We start from the raw sequence: 17,757 nt of genomic DNA on the forward strand, positions 1-17,757 counted from the left end.
ACATGGCTGCCGTAAGCGTTGGTGCTGCCGACGTAGCGGTTGAACAGCGGCGGCAGCACGCGCTTCGGGATAGTGGCGGAGAAGAACAGCGGGTGCTTCTCCAGCGACTGCAGCACCTGCGCCTGCAGCTCCCGGTGCTGCTCACTGCCCGGCTGCAGCTGCTCATTGTTCTTGACCTGCGCGGCCTGACGGCCGGCGGTGCTGCGACCGTCAGCCCAGGGTGCGGCGGCCAGCAGTTCGCGGGCCCGGGCCACGCCGGCGGTGTCGAGGATCTGGGGGATCTTCAGCAGCATGGCGTGGCGCGAGCCTCCCGGTGGGTCAGAACTTGTAGGTGCCGGTCAGCGCCACGATGCGGCCCTTGCCCGGCACGTAGTGGCCCGTGTAGAGCGAATCGGCGTAGCGCTTGTTGGTCACATTGTCGACGTTGAGGCGGAACAGCAGCGCGTCCTCAAGGACCGTGTACTCGGCCATCAGGTTGCCGATGATGAATTTGGGTGCGTAAAAGCCCGGGTTGCGATTGGGCTGCTGGCCGCTGCGCGCGTTGAAGCCGCCGCCGACGCGCCATTGCGGCGTGAACCGGTAGGTCGTCCACAGGCTGCCGGAGTAGCGCGGTGTCAGCGACGGGCGGGCGCCTTGCAACTCGCCGGTGTTGGCCGAGGAGATGTCGATGTTGGCGGTCGGCATCCAGGTGAAGCTGCCGAAGATTTCCCAGTCGGGCGTGATGCGGCCGGTGATGTCGACGTCCACGCCGGCGGCGTGGCGCTTGCCCGACAGGGTGACGATGTCGGTGTTCAGCGGGTCGGTGTTGCGCTCGTGCAGCTTGGTGGCGCGGAAGATGCCGAAGCGCGTCGTCAGCTTGCCGTCGGCCGAGTCGTACTGACCGCCCAACTCGAAGTTGATCGACTTCTCAGGCGGGATGTCGGCGTTGGCGGGGCTGAGCGAATAGGTGTCGCCAGAAGTGTTGAAGGAGGTCGCGCCCATTAGGTGCAGGGACAGCTGGGCGTTTGGCTGGTACAGCAAGGCGGCGCGCTTGCTCCACGCCGAGACGTTCATCTGGTAACGGTCGGTCGTCGTGCGCGTGAACTTGTCGTAGCCCTGATTCGCGCCGCTGCCGCTGTAGCTGTAGTTCAAGCTGTCGTAGTCGCCCTTGAGCTTGTCGTAGCGCAGGCCGGCGAGCAGCTTCCATTCGGGTGTGAGCGACACCATGTCCTGCACATAGGCGCCGGCGGAGCGCGACGTGTACTCGCTGGCCTTCAAGGGCTGGCGACGCGACTCGTCGATGCTGGCGCCGTCGTCGGGAGCGCCGGCCAGCGTGGTGGGCTTGGTCAGGCCCAGCGCCGCGTAGAAGTCGGTGCGCTGGGCGGCGGTGAGGCTGCGCTGAGCGGCCGAGGGACCGGGGTTGTCGCTGTAGACCTGCTTCTTCTCCTGCGCGAAGTCGGCACCGGCCATCAGGTGGTGGTCCATGCCGGCGGCCTTGAACTTGGCACTGAGGTCGCTCTGCACGGTGGCGGTCTGCAGATCCTGGATCTTCAGCTGGGTGCCGCGCGACAGCACGGTGTTGGGGCCGAAGGTGGCCAGCGAGGCCGCGAGGCCGCCGGGCTGCAGGTTGGCTGCGGCAAAGCGCACGGTGCCGGCACGCTGGTCGCGCGTGTAGGACGCGTAGCGGGCCTTGGTGACCAGCTCGACCGCAGGGCTGAAGCGGTGGGTGTGGGTCAGCATGCCGTAGTTGGCCGAGCCCTTGTTGATGTCGCTGGCCAGGCCGTAGTAGGCGGTCGGGTCCAGTGCCAGCAGCGTGGTGTCGCTGGCCGGTGAGGTCGGCGTCGGGCGCACCCAGGGCATGCCGTAGTTCATGCCATTGCGGTTGTCCAGGGCGTACAGGGTCAGGCTGAACTCGTCCTGCTCCTCGATGCCCCAGCGCAGGTTGGCGGCGATGCCGCGCTTGTCCAGCGACGAGCCGGCGCCGTCGTTGTCGGCGTTGGTGCTCATGGCGCTGACGCGCAGCGCCGTTGTTTCGCCCAGGCGCTTGTTGAGATCGGCGACCATGCGCAGGCCGGTGTGGCTGGACAGCGTCACGTCGAGCTGGTTCTGGTCGGCCAGCAGCGCCTGCTTGGTGGCCTGGTTGACGGCGCCGCCGCTGGAGCCGCGGCCGAACATCAGCGCGCCGGAGCCGCGCAGCAGCTCGATCCTGTCGACGAAGAAGGTGTCGCGGTCGTAGAAGGCCGGGTCACGCATGCCGTCGATGAAGATGTCGCCCGTGCTTTGCAGCGAGATGCCGTGGATCTTGATGTCTTCCTCGCCGCCCTCGGCGGCCTGGAAGCTGATGCCGGCGGTGTTCTTCAGCACCTCCTTGACGTTGTCGAGGTTGCGGTCGTCGATGAGCTTCTCGGTGACGACCGTCAGCGATTGCGGGATGTCGCGGATGTCCTGCTTTCCCTTGCCGATGCGGGTCTCGGTGGCCTGGTAGGCGTCCTTGCCTTGGGGTTCGGCGCTGGCCTTGATGCGCACCGTGGGCATCACCGTTTCTTCCTTGGCGGGCGGGGTCTGGGCCAGCGCGGCCGAGGTCAGGCCGAAGCCGGCGGCCAAGGCACCCAGGGGCAGCAGGGGCAGCAGCCGGGCCGAGGCATTGGATTTGTTCTTGCGGGACATGGAAACTCCGATGGATCGTGAATGGGCGTGGCTTTGCCCACGACGGCATCGGGTGCCGCCCACGGCATGGCTAGTGGGGGAAGGAAAAGGGGGTCAGCGGTCGAATTCGTAGGACATCGGCGTGATGACTTCCCACTCGACGGGCTGGCCGTTCTCGGTCTGGGGCACGAAGCGGGCGCTGCGCATGTCCTGCAGCGCCTGCTCGTCCAGGCGGGCAAAGCCGGAGGACTTGGCCAGCGTGATCTCTCGCGGCAGGCCGCGCGCGTCAACCACCACCCGCAGGTGCACGATGCCGGACTCATGCAGCCGCTTGGACATCAGTGGCACCGTCATGCGCGGCTCCCGCAGGTAGCGCACCGCGCCGGCCGGGATCTGCTTGATGGCGGGCACGGGGGGCGGCGCCACGACCGGGATGGCCGGCGTCGGCGCTGCCTGCACCACGGCGGGTGCCGGTGGCGGCGGCGGCAGCGCCGCGACGACGAGCGACGGGGCCGGCGCGGCTGCAATGGCGATCAGCGGCGGCTCGATGAGGGTCTGCGCCGGCACCTGCAGCGCGGGCAGCGGGGCGGCCACCGGGGGCATCGGCTTGGGCGGCTCGGCCGGTGCGATCAGGCGCACCACCACCGGCGCCACGCGGGCCACCGTGCGGCGCACGTCCTGCAACTGGCTCATGCCCCACAACAGCAGCACATGCAGCCCGATGACGCCCACCGCCAGCAGGCGACGCCGCGCCGAGCCGCCCGACATTTCGACATAGCTGGCCCGCATTGGCGCGCCCACCGCAGCCGGCCGCGCGGGCGCGACAGACACCGGTGAGGGAGCGACAAAGCTGAGGGCGGGGTTCAAGGAAGGCACGAAATCGTCAAGGGGCGGGCTCAGCGAAAATATTAACACGAATGCGAACGATTCCTATTTGATCTGCAAGCAGGCGCCGCGATGGCGCCACACGGCATCGGTGCCGCCCGATATGCTGCGCGCCATGAAAACACTGACCCGATGGCTGTTGCTGGCTGGCGCGCTGCTGCTGGTCGCCCACCTCTACCCAGGCGTCGTGGTGACGAGTTTCACGTCGGCGCTGATCGCCGCCCTGGTACTGGGCCTGCTCAACACGCTGCTGCGGCCCATCCTCGTGCTGCTGACGTTGCCGGTGACGGTGCTGACGCTGGGGCTCTTCCTGTTCGTCATCAACGCGCTGATGTTCTGGGCGGCGGCGTCGCTGCTCAACGGCCTGGCCGTGACCGGCTTCGCGGCCGCGCTGATCGGCTCGCTGATCTACAGCCTGTGCGGCATGCTCATCGACGTGGTCGTCGAGCGGATGTTCCCGCAAGACTGACCCGGCAGGTCGCTGCGGCATTTGCGGGCCTAGCGCCGGGCCGCTCCCAAGCCGGCCCGCGTATGGCGATGTGCTCGCGGCTCGACGCCGCGAGCATCGCCGCCCCCTCGGGGGGCCGGCCAAGGTATGCCTTGGCCCGGGGCCTCAGTTCGGCAGCTCGATGTCCGGCGGGATGTAGCGGCCCTTGTACATCTCGCCCAGGATGCTCTGGCGCTCGTAGACCAGGGTACGCAGCCGCGCGTCGATGACCGAGGCCTCGACCTGGTCGGCATCGGCGCCGCGCGACTGGCGCAGGCCGGAGCGCAGACGGTCGATGGCGCCGTTCAGATCACCCGCAGCGGCGCGCGTCTCCGCTTGGGCGCGCACGGCGCGCAGCGGTTGGCCGAGCTTTTCCCATACCAGCGCGAGCTGCGACCAGGCCAGCGCGTCGCTCGGGTCCAGGCTCACATGCGTCTGCAGCGCCTCCGCCGCCTCGCGCAACGCCGGGGCCGAGGTGGCTGCCGGGCCCGAGGCCAGCGCCAGACCGACGCGCTGCAGCAGCATGGCGCGGGACTTCTCGCCCGCCAGTTGGTCGAGCGCGGCGATGCCGTCCAACGGCCGCCCGCGCGCCTGCGCCAGCTCGGCGCGCAGATAGGTCAGCAGCCGGGTGGCGGCGGTCGTCTCGGCGGGGCTGGGGTTAATCAGCTGCAGCGTCACCTCGGCGCTGCGCAGCGTGGCCTCGGCGCGGTCGAAGTTGCGCAGCTTGATGGAGGCCAGCGTCGCCGCGTAGCGCGCGCCAAGCTGCTCGTAGCCGCCGCTCTCCTTGATGTTGCGCGCACCGGCGTCGTAGTTCTCCAGCACCTTCCAGGCCTCGACGCGCGGGTCCTGCAGCGCGCGGGCGCGGGCGGCCATCAACGCGTGCTCGGCCAGCCCGCGAGGGCGCACGAACGGTTCCAGCGCCAGGCGCGTGCGGGCATCGCCGATTCGTTCGCTCGTCAGCGGGTGGGAGCGCAGGTACGGGTAGGCGCCGTTGTCCATCAGGTGGTAAGCCTGCTCCATGCGCTCGAACATGCTGACCATGCCGCTGCCTGCGAAGCCGGCCTCCACCAGCACGTTGAAACCGACGCGATCGGCCTCGCGCTCCATGTCGCGCGAGAAGTTCAGCGACAGCTGCGTGGCTGCGGCCTGGCCGCCGACGATGCCGGCGTTGGCCATGTCGATGTTGCCGCGCGACGCGGCCAGGATGCCGAGCAGCAGGCCGGCGATGGCCACCATGCTGTTCTTCGAGTCGCCAGCGATGCGGCGCGCGATGTGGCGCTGCGTGATGTGCGACAGCTCGTGGGCCAGCACCGATGCGAGCTCGTCGCGCGACACCGTCATCGAGATCAGGCCCAGGTGCGTGCCGACGAAGCCGCCCGGCAGCGCGAAGGCGTTGACGCTCTTGTCGCGCACGAGGAAGGGCTCCCAGGCAAAACGCGCCTGTGTCTCTTCGCCGATCTGGCCCAGCTTGCGCGCGGCGTTGACGAGGGGCGTCCAGATGCTTTCCAGATACTCCTGCAGCAGCGGGTCCAGCACGTAGTCGGGGTCGATGCGGATCTGGCGCATGACCTGATCACCCAGGCGGCGCTCGCTGCCGACGTCCAGGTCCTGCGACACCGAGTCGCCCAGGGCCGGCAGGTTGACCTGCGCATTCAAGGGCGCGCCGGGCAGGGCCAACATGGCAGCCGCAAGCAGCGTGAGCAAAGGGCGGGTGGCGAACGACTTCTTCATCAGGCAAGGGCTCCGGCCGCCGCCGGCTCAGCGCCGGTCGGCTGCCTATGATGCCTGCAACTCCGATCCCAAATGTTTCCTGAAAATGAAACGCCCCGCAGGCGCCCACTGACATGACGACTCCGCTGACCCACTTCGACGCCGAGGGCCAGGCCCACATGGTCGACGTGTCCGCCAAGGCCGAGACCCACCGCGTGGCCGTTGCGGCCGGCGAGATCCGCATGCTGCCCGCCACCTTCGCGCTGATCGCCAACGGCACGGCCAAAAAGGGCGACGTGCTGGGCGTGGCGCGCATCGCCGCCATCCAGGGCGCCAAGCGCTGTTCCAATCTGGTGCCGCTGTGCCACCCGCTGCCGATCACGCGCGTCAAGGTCGAGTTCGAACTGGACGAGCCGGGCAGCCGCGTGCTGTGCCGCGCCCAGGTCGAGACGCTGGGCCGCACCGGCGTGGAGATGGAGGCGCTGTGCGCCGTGCAGGTCGGCCTGCTGACCATCTACGACATGTGCAAGGCGGCAGACCGCGGCATGGTCATCGGCGACGTGCGGGTGCTGGAGAAGCAGGGCGGCAAGTCGGGCGAGTGGAAGGCTCAGTCCTGAGGCGGGCGCTGCGGCACCATGCGGATGAACTCGAACATGAAGGCGCTCATCGCCACCTGACCTGCGGCAAGCATGAAGGTGGCGCCGGGGATGACCAGGCGCATCAACTGTGCGGGGTTGGCTGAGCCGAAGCGCGACTGTTGCCACCAGAGCCAAACGCTCGCGCCGGCGAAGCCCAGGCCAACGAGCAGCAGCATCAACGCTGACAGCAGGGCCGGTTCCAGCCGCACGCGATGCACCCAGCCCAGGCCCGTGGGCAGCTGCGGCAGCACGCCAATGCGCACGGCATGCAGCGAGCACGCACCGGCGAACATCAGCATCTGTAGACCCAGGCAGGCCGCTGTGGCGGCATACAGCATGCTGTGCACGTCCAGCGTTGCAAAGCCAAGCGGCAGTGGGCCCAGGCCCAGCGCGATGCTGGCCGCAGTGCCGAGCAGGAAGAGCGCAATCCCGGGATACATGAACAGCCAGGCCGGTGCATGCAGCAGCAGGAAGCGCAGATGACGCCAGCCGTCACGCCAGCTGCGCAGATGCGGCGGCCGGTCACGGCCGTCGGGGGAAAGCGTCGTGGGCACCTCGGCGATGCGCAGCCCGTGCAGCGTGGCCTTGACGACCATCTCGCTAGCGAACTCCATACCGGACGATTGCAGGCCGAGCTTCAGCATCGCACCGCGTTCGAAGCCACGCAGGCCGCAGTGGAAGTCGTGCACCGGGCTCTTGAAGAAGAGCCGCCCGACAAAGCTGAGCACCGGGTTGCCGAGGTAGCGGTGCAGCCCGGGCATGGCGCCCGGCGCGATGCCGCCCGCAAAACGGTTGCCCATGACGAGTTGCTTGCCGCCGCGCAGCGCGGCGACGAAGCCATGCAGGTTGGAGAAGTCGTAGCTGCAGTCGGAGTCGCCCATGACGACGAAACGGCCCCGTGCGGCCTCGATGCCACAGCGCAGCGCCGCGCCATAGCCACGCACGGGAACCGCAACCACCCGCGCGCCCTCGGCCTCAGCCAGGGCCTGGCTACCGTCGGTGGAGCCGTTGTCCGCCACGAGCACTTCGCCGGGAATGCCGCTTGCAGCGAGGAACGCCCGTGCTTGGCGCACGCACTGGGCGACGGTGAGGGCCTCGTTGAGGCAAGGCATCAGGATGGTCAGTTCGATCGGCGTGCTCATGACGACTTCAAAAGATGTGATGCAGCCGGAGCCAGGTCGCGATAGAGGTCGACATAGCGCTGCACGGTCGCGTCCCAGTTCCACTGGCGCGCGAGTTCGGCGGCGGCCGGGCGGGCGCTGCGCAGGCGATCAGGGTCGCCCAGCAGTTGTTGCAGCCGCTCGCACAGCGCCTGCTCCGGCGTGGCGCCGCGCAGTTCGACGTGGAAGACGCAGCGTTCGTCGACACCCGGGAAAGCCTCGAAGACCTCGGTGCTGACGAGCACCGGCGTGCCACTCGCCAGCGCTTCCTGCACGACCAGTGGGAAGCCCTCGCCGGTGCTGGGCAACACGAGCAGGTCGGCGGTGCGGAACGCATCGGCCACCTGCTGGGGGCCCAGCCGGCCAGCCAGTCGCAGCTGCGGCCCGGCCGGCGGCTCAAGCGGGCCGCTGCCGACGAAGGTCCACGAGGCGCCGGGCAGATCGAGGCAGTGGTGCAGCAGGCGCAGCCCCTTCTTCTCGACGAAGCGGCCCACGAAGAGCAGCCGCAACTCACCCGTGGGCGGGGTTTGCGGCGGGTGAAAGAGTGAGTGGTCGACACCGTTAGGCACGAGGCACACCGGGCGGCGGAAGCGCACGAAGCGCTCGAAATAACGTTGGACGGGTAGCCCGACGAATACCGCCTGCGCGACCCGGCGCAACACGAAAGCCCCCAGGCTGCGGTTCAGCAAGGTCAACAGGCGGTGTGCCCGGCGCGAGCGGAAGGGGATGTCGCCGATGTGCTGGGTCAGCACGACGGGCCGCCCGCGCAGCGCGGCGAACAGCATCGCGGCCAGCGTGGGCAGGTAGAGGAAGTCGTGCGCATGCACCACGTCATGTTCTCCGACGCGCCGCCACAGCCGCATCAGGGCAGCCGGGCTCCAGACCGGGAAGGGCAGGCCCAGGCGCCGCTCCAGCGGGTCCCATGCGGGTTCGGCAGTCACTGTGACACCGGGCCAGGAGGCGGGCCATTCTTCCCGCGGCCCACCCGCCATCCAATGCATCGCGACGCCAGCCGCGGGCATGCGGGCCGCTAGGGCTCCGGCGACGGCTTCGATCCCACCTCCGTGGCCAGGGAAGAAGGCGCTGACCTGCAGCACGCGCAGGGCGCTCATCCGCGCCCTGATCGCAGGCCGGTACGAAAGACCCAGCGCCACTGCACCACAAAGGAAAACAGCCACAGCACGGCAGTGGCCAGTGCCATGGCCAGCGTCGGGTTCAGGCCCAGCCATTCGACGCCAGCCGACAGCAGCGCCAGGCCGGCGCAGAACTGCAGGAGCTGCTGGCCCACGAAGCGTCCGAATTCCCTCCAACTGGCGCTCTCCTGAAGCCGGAAGCTGTGGCGGCGATGCAGAAAATAGCTGGTCGGGATGGTGATGATGCAGGTCAGCCAAGCCGCAGCGAGATAGGGCCAGTGCAGCCAAGCCGTGCCGGCGTGGACGAGACCGATATTGAGCAGCGCGCAGAGCAGGCCTACCCAGGCGTGGCGGCCCATCAGCGGCAGCAGCTTGCGCTCAGGCATCCGGCCGCTTCCAAAGCCCGAGGAATTGCAGCGGGTTGGTCAGCGCCAGTGGGCCGCGATGGCAAGGCATCGGATGCACCCAACGGCAGCGCACAAAGCCCTGCGACTCGATCCATTCGACCCACGACCACCGCTGCTGGTAGTTCTGCGGCGATGGGATGCCGAACCTGCGATTGCCCAGCTCGTCCAGTACGGCCAGCACGGCTTTCCCGAGCGGACCCGTGTGGTTGTGATCCTTGACGAGCAGATAGTGCCGTGTACAGCGCGCCATTTCCGCCAGCGCGGCGATGGGATCGGGGCAGTGATGCAGCACGTCAACGGCGTAGGCCAGGTCGAAGCTGCGATCCGGGAAGGGCAGCGTACGCCCGGCGTAGAGCACCGGCTTGACCCAGCTGGACGCGCGTTCGACCACATCGACCGGCGTCACGTGTTTGATCGCTGTCAGCTGGGGAAGGTGGGCCGCGAAGAAGCCGTCGCCGGAACCGAAGTCCAGGGCCTGGGCCACCGGACCGTGATCCGAAAGCGCGGCGACGATGCCGTCGATGATGCTGCGTCGGTACGGCGTGGTGCTGAGGCGGGCGACCAGGCCTTCCGCATGCGGGCCTTGGGGGGTGTGAGATGTCATGGTGTGGTGGTCAGCTTGCGGCGGTCATCAAGGCAGACGTTGGGGCCGCCCGGCGCGGAGTCGCCACGACAAGGTAGACCGCAGCGTTGTCCTCGGCCCAGTCCCGCGGCGTGAGCGCGTCTTCCAGGCGCATGCGCAGATGATGCAGGGCGTTGGACAGGCCTGCGACCCAGGGCCCTACAAAGGGCAGCGCTTGCAGCAGCCGGTTCCAGCCGAGCGCGCGGAACTGGGTGGTCCAGGCGAGCGGGCCGACAAGGGCGCGCACCGACCTGATCTCGAAGCCCCGTTGCTCGAGCTCCGCGATCAGGCCGGCGCGGGTCCAGCGTCGGAAATCGGTGGGATGCGGGTGATACAGCCAGATGCCATGCGTGCTCAGCAACAGATGGCCCTCGGGCGCTAGCAGCCGTCGCGCCTCGCCGAGGTACCAGTCCAGGTCCCAGACATGTTCCAGCACCTGAAATGAAACGACGACCTGCGCGCAGCCGGCAGCCAGCGGCAAGGGCCGGCCGATATCGATGCGCAAGGTCTCGCCACCTTCGGGTGCGTCGATGTCGCAGGCGACATAGCGGGCGCCACGAGCTTCGAACAATGAACGATAGGGCGCGTCGCCGGCCCCCATGTCGACCACGCACGCTGCGGTCGAGGTGGGCGCCGGCAGCACCTCCGGGATCGCGCTGATGACGCCCTCAGCCAGGCGGCGCAGCGTGTAAGCGTCATGGCGCCAGAACGGGGGGTCGACACGGATGGACGTCGTCATGTGGGATTAGCGCTGGGGATGGGGTGTGGTCGACAGCGAGCCCGCAGGCAGGCGCCAAGCCGAGCCCCGCGAGTCTTTCATCACTTCAGCGGCCGTGGGGAAGTGCCTTGCCATCAATGTGCGGTCCGCACGCTCTCCGTGGCTGATCAGCACCAGGCGTTGCGACGGGCTGTCCGCGTTCTGCACCAGATCCCCGCGGTAGTAGCCGGTGGCTTGCGACACGAACACGACCCAGTCACCCGCGCCCTCGGGCTCGAAGCGGAAGGACAGGGTGCGGTCGACGCTGGCCTGCGTCTGCCACAGGAAGACCGGCGTGGCCAGCAGGCCTGCGGCCAGAATGACCCGGCCCCACTGCTGCGGCCAGGCTTCGGCGCGGGCTAGCCAAAGGCCGGCGACGACCGGCAGCGCGCCCCACACCGGGTGGATGTAGCGATAGCCCCAACCGTGGCCCTGGTCGAAGCGAACAAACAGATAGAAGACGAAGGTGAGCACGAAGGCGGCCAGCAGCAAGCGCTCGACCAGCGGGCGCGGGCGCGGAAGTAAGGGCAGCAGCAGCAGGCCCGGGCAGGCCCAGATCCAGATCTTCCAGGTCGCCTGCCAGCGCGCGGCCAGCACATCGGAATCGGGCCACACGAACACGCGCCCCAACATGTCCACCACGCCCATGGCGGTCGACGCGCCCGCCGCCGCATCGCCAAAGCCGGACTTCAACAGCCACCAGCCGATACCCACGCCGAGACCCAGCGGGACATAGCCGGCCAGCACGCCGAGCAGCCGCAGCCAGCGTGCGCGGTCGAGAAGCAGCCAAGCCAGGCATGGGGCGGCCATCAGCGCATGGGGCACGGGGTTGTGCATGATCAGGCACAACCCGCCCACCAGGCCGGCCGCGAAGGCGTGGGTCAGACGCGGCTTCAGCAGCAGCCACAGGAACAGCAGGTTGAGTGCCAGCTCGCCCGGCATGGCGTACCAAGTCATGGCGCTGACGGTGAACTGCGGCGAGGCCAGCGCAGCCAGCATCGCCCAGCCGCCGGCGCGCGTGTCGCCAGCCGCATCGCTGGTCAGACGGTGCAGCAGCAACAGCGTCAGCGCGCCGAAGGCGGGGTTCAGGCACCAGCCGAGGTTGAACGCCACCAGAGGCGTGAACAGCAGCGCCATGCCGGGCCAATAGACGGAGGTCGCGGCGCCGCTGGTGTGATCGACCAGCACGAACGAGCCCTGGAAGGAAGGCGGCACGATCAGGTCGAGGAGCTCAGGCGGATAGTGCAGCACGCCACGGCCCTTCGCAAAGGCATGGGCCTGCATCCAGGGGACGTATTCGTCCATGGACAGGGGGTGGGCGCGGCAGATGAACAGTGCGCCGAGGGCCAACCCGAAGAATGCGAGGCCGGCCGTGCTCAACGGGTGCTCACCCATCCAAGCGGCCAGCCGGGCGGTGGCGTCCCGCGCGGGGCGGCAGGCCAGAGCCACCAAAAGCGCGGCAAGCATGGCCAGCGACTGCAGGTGGTCGTTGAAGGCGAAGAGGCGCTCGAAGACCAGATAGAAGTCGAACCGCATCCCGTCGATGCGCGACAGGCGCGTGATGACGGGCGCCGCGCAGGCCAGGGTCAGCGTGGCGATGGCAAGCCGCCGCACGGCCATCGGTGCCGAAGCAAGGGTGGCCTGCGCCGCCGGCTTCAACGCAAGGCCCGCCAGTCGACGACCGCCGAGGCCGGCTGGCACTGGACCATGGCCGGCGGTGCGGCGGGCATGGTGGCCGGCCCGACGCAGCTCTCGAACCATCGGTCGCCCGTCTCGCTGCGGAACTCGCGCAAGCGGTCGGCCACATAGCGCGCGCCTTCCACGTCACCGGTGGCTTCGAGCGAGCGTGACCAGTGCATCAGCAGCCGGGCATCGACAAGGCTGAAGGCGGTGCGCCGGGTTGCGGCGAGCGCGTCACGGCCTGGGGGCTGGCTGGTGGCAGCGGCGTAGTCGGCCTGGTGGCTGAACAACGGTGAGCCCTGGCCGATGGCAATGCGCTCATTTAGAGGCGCAGCGCTGGCGCCAGGCGCGTAGATCGCGACGATGCGCTGGTAGTCCCACACGGCGAACAGGCTGCCGGCGACCAGCAGGCCGCCGATCAAGGTAGCCGGCATTGCCGAAGCCGGCTTGGCCCGCTCGCCTGCCGGCAGTGCCAGGCCCAGCGCAAAGCAGGCGGGCAACAGGAAGTAGGCGTACCAGAGCGGGTACTCCAGCAGGCTGTGCAGGGCGATGGTGAGTACGATCATCAGCGCCGCGCGGCGCAGCGGCGCGTCTTCGTCACTGCGCGCCGCGCCGCGCCAGGCCTGCCATAGCGCCCAGCCGAGCAGCGCCAGTACCGCGCCGGCCCAGGGCAGCCCCAGCTCGACGGCCAGCTGCGAGGGCAGGTTGTGCGTGTGGTCGAAGAAGGCGATGGGTCGCGTCGGGAAGGGCGTGAGGCTCCACGCGACGTTGAACTCACCCCAGCCGACGCCGAGCAACGGGTGGGCTATGGTCAGCGCCCAGGCGTCGCGCAGGATGGCCAGCCGCGACGGCGAACCGGCGCCTTCGGACAGTCGCGAGGCCGCGCCAAAGGCATGGCCGCCCTCGGCAGACCATTGCGCCATCAGCCACCAGCTAACGCCGAGCATCAACGGCGTGGCGAGCAGCGCCAGGCGCGCGCCGCGCGACAGCTTCCGGTCGATGAGACCCCAGACGGCCAGCATCGCGATGCCGATGAAGCCGGTGCGCGAGGCGCTCAGCACGACGGTGAAGACGCAGGCGAACAGCAGCGGCGCCAGCAGCCAGCGCCAGCCGCGCCGCTCGGTGACGAAGACGGCGGCGACGGCCGCCCACATCATCAGGCTCGCCAGATGGTTGGGCTGGCGCAGGTTGCCAACCGCGCGGCCCGGGATGCCGGAGCGGGCGATCACATTGCCGTCCGCCCACTGCGGCGCAAACACCTGCACGAGGCTGATGGCCACGCTGAGCAGGCCGGCAAGGAGCAGGCCCCAGCACAGCGCTTCGGCGGCGCTGCGGCGCGCCTCGCGTGACAGGCCCTGGGCCAGCAGCAGCACGGCCAGGCCCGCGCCGAGCACGGCGGTAGCGCCCAGGCCCAGCGACAGCGGCAGCGCGCGCCAGGCCACGGAGCTGAGCGGCGCGATGAGCAGCAGCAGCATCGCGAGCGCTGCGGGGCTCTTCAGGCTGGCGCGCCAGCCGGGTGACGAGTGGGCCCACAGCGCCAGCGCTAGCCCCCAGCCGGCGAGCGCCAGCAACTGGTTGTAGAGCGTGGCGGCCGGCGTCTGGTTGAAGGCGAGCAGCGGCGGCAGGGCGGCGGCGATGACGAGGCTGAAGAGCGCGGCATCGGCCGTGGCGGTGGGGGTCTTGGACAGCATGGGCGCGGATGATGGCACGCCCTTGCGGTCAGTTCTTCGTCGGCGCTTCTTCGTGATAGTCGTCGTCGATGTTGACCGACCAGATCGCATCTCGCCCGGCGCCGCCGTTCATGATGGCCTGCGCGGCCAAGCGGGCGGACAGCATGGAATGGTCCTGGTTGTTGTAGCGGTGCATGCCGTTGCGGCCACACAGGAAGAGGTTGTCCAGCCCGTCGAGCCAGCCGCGCAGCTCATCAAAGCGCTCGAAGGCCGCGCCGAAATAACCCGGGTAGGCCTTGGGCTGGCGCAGCACCGTGGCGTCGAGCAGTTCGGCCTCGTCGGCCATGCCCATCTGCTGCATCTCGCGCACGGCCAGGGCCTTCAACGCGTCGTCACTCATCGCCCAGAGCTCGTCGTCGTCACGGGCAAAAAACTCCAACCCCAGCCAGACGGTGTCGGGGTCCGCCACCATGTAGGGGCTCCAGTTGTTGAAGACCTGCACGCGGCCGACCTTCACGCCGGGCTCTTGGATGTAGATCCAGTTGTCGGACACATGCCTTGCCTTGCCGGCCACCTTGGGGCTCATGCGGCGGTAGAGCAGGCCAACGGTGATGAAGTCGCGGTACTCCAAGCCGGAGGCGATGGACAGCGCCGGTGCATCGGGCGCCGGGCGCAACGCCTGGGCGAGTTCGCGGATGGGCATGGTCGAGACGACGGCGCTGGCCTCGAAGCTCTGGCGCTGGCCGTCGGCATCACGCGCAACGACGCGCTCGACCTTGTTGTCGCGGCGATGGATTTCGTCCACCGCCCAGCCACGCAGTAGCCGGCCGCCACGGCGCTCGAACTCGGCGGCCGCCGTCTCCCACATCTGGCCGGGGCCGTACTTGGGATAGAGGAAGCTCTCTATCAGCGAGGTGTGTTGCGTGTCGGTGTTGCCCGTGACGATCTTCTTCAGCGCCTGCTTCGCGGCGCTGCCTATGGAAAGACTCTTGATGCGTTGCGCGCCCCAGTCGGCGCTGATGTCGCGGCAGGGCACGCCCCAGACCTTCTCGGTGTAGGTCTTGAAGAACTGCAGATAGAGCTGGCGGCCGAAGCGGTTGATGAAGAAGTCTTCCAGCGTCTGCTCGGGCTGGATGGGCCGCGCGGCGGAGGCCATGTAGCTCCCGGCAAACCGCATGCAGCGCAGCGGGCCCATCTTGCGCACGAGGTCCAGGCCGGGCTTGAGCGGGTAGTCGAGAAACTGCCCGCCGAAGTAGATGCGCGACTGGCGGTTGCGGATCAGCAGCACCGAGTCGTCCGCCTCGCTGGCCGTGGCCTCGTGGCCGCCGAGCAGGCGTTGCTTGCCCTGGTAAGCCAGGCGCGCGTCACCATTGCCGTTGGCCGGCTTGGCGACCGGCAGCACATCGCGCCACCAGTCCATGACCCAGTCTGACTTGGAGAAGAAGCGGTGGCCGCCGATGTCGATGCGGTTGCCCTTGTAGTTGACGGTTTTGGAGATGCCGCCGATGTCCTGCGTGGCCTCCAGGAGGGTGACTTGGGGGTAGCCGGCGCGCAGCAACTCCAGGCCGGCTGTGAGACCGGCGGGGCCGGCACCGATGACGAGGGTGGAAGGCTGGCTCATGTCTGCGTGCTGAGTGCCGCGCGGCAGGCGGTGAAGAGGAGGGTTTTGCGCAGGGCGAAGTTGAAGAGGAATACGCCACAGGCACAGGTCAACTTCGCCGCCACCGGCGCCATGCCTAGCTGTCGAACCAGGAGCCATAGCAGCGCCTCGGTCAGCAGCAGGCCCGCTAGGCCGATCAGCGTGAACACTGCGAACTCATGGCGGTGGTCGGCCAGGCGGTGCTGTGTAAAGACATGCCGGGTGCTAACCGTGTAGATGAGCATCAGGCCGACACTGAAGCCCAGGCAGGCGGAAGCGGCGAGGTGGACGCCCAGTTGCAAGCTCACGCTGAAGACGGCCGTGTCCAGAGCCAGCGCCGCAGCGCTGGCAGCGAAATAGAGCAGGAATTCGCGCGCTGTGGAAGGCATGTCAATTTCCCTTGGACTTGAGCGCAGAGCAGGCATAGAGGACATAGGTCTGCCGTTGAGGTGACTGCCAGCTTGCCAGCGGTGGCAGGCTGAGTGAGCCTGGCAACACCACGAAATCAGGAGCATCGGCTTCATTGCAGAGTGCCTCCAGGCGTTCCGAAGAAGGCATCAGGCATCTCTGGCGGGCGGCCAGGTCGCGCGTCAGCAACGAGCCGGTCCGGCAGCGTTCGCGGTCCTGGTCGATGGCGCGGTAGATCTCCTTGCGGGGCCCGAACAGCAGCGCGGTGTCGCGGTTGAACAGCAGCCCCGCCCCCTGAGGCTGCGAGTAGTGGCTGGGCCGTCCGAGCAGGCCCCACACGGCCGCCAGTTCGTTGGGCCAATAGATGCTGGCGTGAGCTGGCAGGTGGGCGATGAAGGGGTGGGGACCGGCGGCTGGCGCTTCGTCAACGGCTTGCGAGATGTCCGTGCGTCGGTCCCAGGTCATGACAGCCAGTGCCAGCAGGCCCAGGCTGGCGACGAGCGCCATGGAGGCGCCAACGCGCCCTTTGCCGGCGAGGTGGCGAAGTGCGGCAAAGCCGCCCAGTGCCAGCAGCGGGAAGGCGGCGAGCTTGGCAAATCGATCACGCCAGTCAGCCGCCGGAAATTGCCAATTCAGCTGCTGTATTTGCCCTAGCAATTGTTCGGCGGAGAGAGCTAGCACGCCGAGCAGGATGCAGCCGCATACCAGGCCGATCACGCGAGGTGATGCACCCCGCACGCGCCACGCAGCCAGGGAGGTGACCGCCCACAGCGAAAGGGTCGCGGCGCCGTGATCCGTCCCGATGTGGGCGTTCGTCAGTGAGAGCACCAACGCGCACGCGCTCGCGCGCCAGAGGCCACCGCGCATCCAGAGCGTCACGCATAGCCACGGTGAAAGCGCCATCGCAATCAGGTGACCGATCCAATGCACCCGCCAGACCTGCAGCTGGGTCAGCAGGATGGAATGCAGCACGTCGGCCCCCAGGAAACTGAGGCCGAAAAGGGCGAGCGTCGTGACGACGACGGCCAACAGCAGCCGCGAAAAGCCGTCGAACGGCCTGACCCGGGTGACGGCGAGCAGGATCAGCAGATCCTGCAGCAGATTCAGATGATCGCGCAACGGCCAGTGCTGCAGCAGCACGAGAAAGTTGCTCGTGTCCACAAGCGCTCGCCAATAGGGCGGGTAGGTCTTCAGCAGGCTGTCCAGTGGCGGGACACCCATCGCCGCCACGAGCAGCAAGGCAGGCAATGCGGCGAGCAGCCAGAGCCAGCGGCGATCAGTGCTGGACAGAAAGCACCAGCTCACCACCATCACCGGCAAGGCCATCAGGGGATGGAACAGCAGAGCCAAAAACTGCAGTGCCCAGGCGAGCCCGCGGCGGCCGGTCAGCAGCGCCACGAGGCTCCAGACGAGCGGCGGCTCGGCAAAGACCCGGGCGGTCACGAAGGTCTCGGTGTAGCTGATGATCCAGCAGCCGCCGTAGATAGGTGACATCACCGCGAAAGCGAGCAAGCCGCAGAGCCTCATCGAGGGAGTCGCTTCAAAGCGCTTCAACAGCGCCGCAACGGCGCCGAGCATCAAGAGCCAGCTGGTCAACAGTACGCCGACTTGCGCGGCTTGGCGCCCGAAGTGCCCGTAGAGAAACCCCATCACGGGGCTGAAGAGGGAGTAGCGGTCCTGTGAACCGCCCTTGAAGAAGATGTCCTCGCTCAGTACCGGCGCGCTGGTATTCAGCAGGACCTGACCGAAATAGAGGATGCCGTCGTGGAACACGCCTTGATAGGGGTGCGCGAACAGCATGAAGGCCAGCACAGCCAGCATTAAGGCCAGCGCGGGCAGACGGCGTGGATGGTGCATGGATTGGAAGGTCCAAAAAGAAAGGGGCCAAGGCCCCTTTCTTTACAGGTGCCGCGATGGCGGCACGCGTTACCAGCAA

Annotated in this window: 15 protein-coding genes and 1 pseudogene; 2 read left to right on the forward strand and 14 right to left on the reverse strand. The window is 68.2% G+C overall.

Going from position 1 to position 17,757, the window contains the following annotated elements:
• The 3 genes and pseudogenes from ABIS05_RS08850 to ABIS05_RS08860 form a co-directional block, all read right to left on the reverse strand.
• Window positions 1-293: pseudogene (locus ABIS05_RS08850) on the reverse strand (PKHD-type hydroxylase); the annotation flags it as partial.
• A gap of 25 nt (window positions 294-318) precedes the next feature.
• On the reverse strand, window positions 319-2,646 hold the full coding sequence (locus ABIS05_RS08855) for a TonB-dependent receptor domain-containing protein (protein ID WP_348013023.1): 2,328 nt from the start codon (window positions 2,644-2,646) through the stop codon (window positions 319-321).
• A 93-nt stretch (window positions 2,647-2,739) separates the two neighbouring features.
• Window positions 2,740-3,492 (reverse strand): energy transducer TonB, encoded by a 753-nt coding sequence (locus ABIS05_RS08860; protein WP_348013024.1) that lies wholly within the window; start codon window positions 3,490-3,492, stop codon window positions 2,740-2,742.
• A 133-nt stretch (window positions 3,493-3,625) separates the two neighbouring features.
• Here ABIS05_RS08860 and ABIS05_RS08865 point away from each other — a divergent pair, with 133 nt between their 5' ends.
• Window positions 3,626-3,979 carry a phage holin family protein gene (locus ABIS05_RS08865; protein WP_348013025.1) on the forward strand — a complete coding sequence of 118 codons (354 nt, stop codon included), beginning with the start codon at window positions 3,626-3,628 and terminating at the stop codon, window positions 3,977-3,979.
• Window positions 3,980-4,123: 144 nt separating this feature from the next.
• Here the strand turns inward: ABIS05_RS08865 and ABIS05_RS08870 are convergent, their stop codons facing one another.
• Window positions 4,124-5,728 carry a M48 family metalloprotease gene (locus ABIS05_RS08870; RefSeq protein ID WP_348013026.1) on the reverse strand — a complete coding sequence of 535 codons (1,605 nt, stop codon included), beginning with the start codon at window positions 5,726-5,728 and terminating at the stop codon, window positions 4,124-4,126.
• Window positions 5,729-5,841: 113 nt separating this feature from the next.
• Between ABIS05_RS08870 and moaC the strand changes: the two genes are divergently transcribed.
• Entirely contained in the window at window positions 5,842-6,324 is a 483-nt protein-coding gene (gene moaC, locus ABIS05_RS08875; RefSeq protein ID WP_348013027.1) for a cyclic pyranopterin monophosphate synthase MoaC, read from the forward strand.
• Here moaC and ABIS05_RS08880 read toward each other — a convergent pair.
• From ABIS05_RS08880 to ABIS05_RS08925, 10 genes are read right to left on the reverse strand one after another with little or no spacing between them, the layout of a single operon-like run.
• Window positions 6,315-7,487: a glycosyltransferase family 2 protein gene (locus ABIS05_RS08880; RefSeq protein WP_348013028.1), complete on the reverse strand. Its 1,173-nt coding sequence runs from the start codon at window positions 7,485-7,487 to the stop codon at window positions 6,315-6,317. The genes moaC and ABIS05_RS08880 overlap by 10 nt on opposite strands.
• Window positions 7,484-8,617, reverse strand: coding sequence for a glycosyltransferase family 4 protein (locus tag ABIS05_RS08885; RefSeq protein WP_348013029.1), 1,134 nt, complete (start codon window positions 8,615-8,617; stop codon window positions 7,484-7,486). The genes ABIS05_RS08880 and ABIS05_RS08885 overlap by 4 nt, the downstream gene beginning before the upstream one ends.
• Window positions 8,614-9,024, reverse strand: coding sequence for a GtrA family protein (locus ABIS05_RS08890; RefSeq protein WP_348013030.1), 411 nt, complete (start codon window positions 9,022-9,024; stop codon window positions 8,614-8,616). Before ABIS05_RS08890 ends, ABIS05_RS08885 begins: the two co-directional genes overlap by 4 nt.
• Window positions 9,017-9,649, reverse strand: a complete 633-nt coding sequence (locus tag ABIS05_RS08895) for a class I SAM-dependent methyltransferase (protein WP_348013031.1) — start codon at window positions 9,647-9,649, stop codon at window positions 9,017-9,019. Before ABIS05_RS08895 ends, ABIS05_RS08890 begins: the two co-directional genes overlap by 8 nt.
• A gap of 10 nt (window positions 9,650-9,659) precedes the next feature.
• A complete protein-coding gene (locus ABIS05_RS08900) occupies window positions 9,660-10,406 on the reverse strand; it encodes a class I SAM-dependent methyltransferase (protein WP_348013032.1) in 747 nt (248 codons plus the stop codon).
• Window positions 10,407-10,412: 6 nt separating this feature from the next.
• A complete protein-coding gene (locus tag ABIS05_RS08905) occupies window positions 10,413-12,125 on the reverse strand; it encodes a hypothetical protein (RefSeq protein ID WP_348063242.1) in 1,713 nt (570 codons plus the stop codon).
• On the reverse strand, window positions 12,080-13,795 hold the full coding sequence (locus tag ABIS05_RS08910) for a Wzy polymerase domain-containing protein (RefSeq protein WP_348013034.1): 1,716 nt from the start codon (window positions 13,793-13,795) through the stop codon (window positions 12,080-12,082). The genes ABIS05_RS08905 and ABIS05_RS08910 overlap by 46 nt, the downstream gene beginning before the upstream one ends.
• A 28-nt stretch (window positions 13,796-13,823) precedes the next feature.
• On the reverse strand, window positions 13,824-15,395 hold the full coding sequence (locus ABIS05_RS08915; protein WP_348013035.1) for an NAD(P)/FAD-dependent oxidoreductase: 1,572 nt from the start codon (window positions 15,393-15,395) through the stop codon (window positions 13,824-13,826).
• Complete coding sequence (locus ABIS05_RS08920; protein ID WP_348013036.1) at window positions 15,392-15,802, reverse strand: GtrA family protein; 411 nt, start codon at window positions 15,800-15,802, stop codon at window positions 15,392-15,394. Before ABIS05_RS08920 ends, ABIS05_RS08915 begins: the two co-directional genes overlap by 4 nt.
• A 1-nt stretch (window position 15,803) precedes the next feature.
• A complete protein-coding gene (locus ABIS05_RS08925) occupies window positions 15,804-17,678 on the reverse strand; it encodes a hypothetical protein (RefSeq protein ID WP_348013037.1) in 1,875 nt (624 codons plus the stop codon).
• Window positions 17,679-17,757 lie beyond the last annotated feature (79 nt).

Source organism: Roseateles sp. (assembly GCF_039929605.1).
GTDB lineage: Bacteria > Pseudomonadota > Gammaproteobacteria > Burkholderiales > Burkholderiaceae_C > Pelomonas.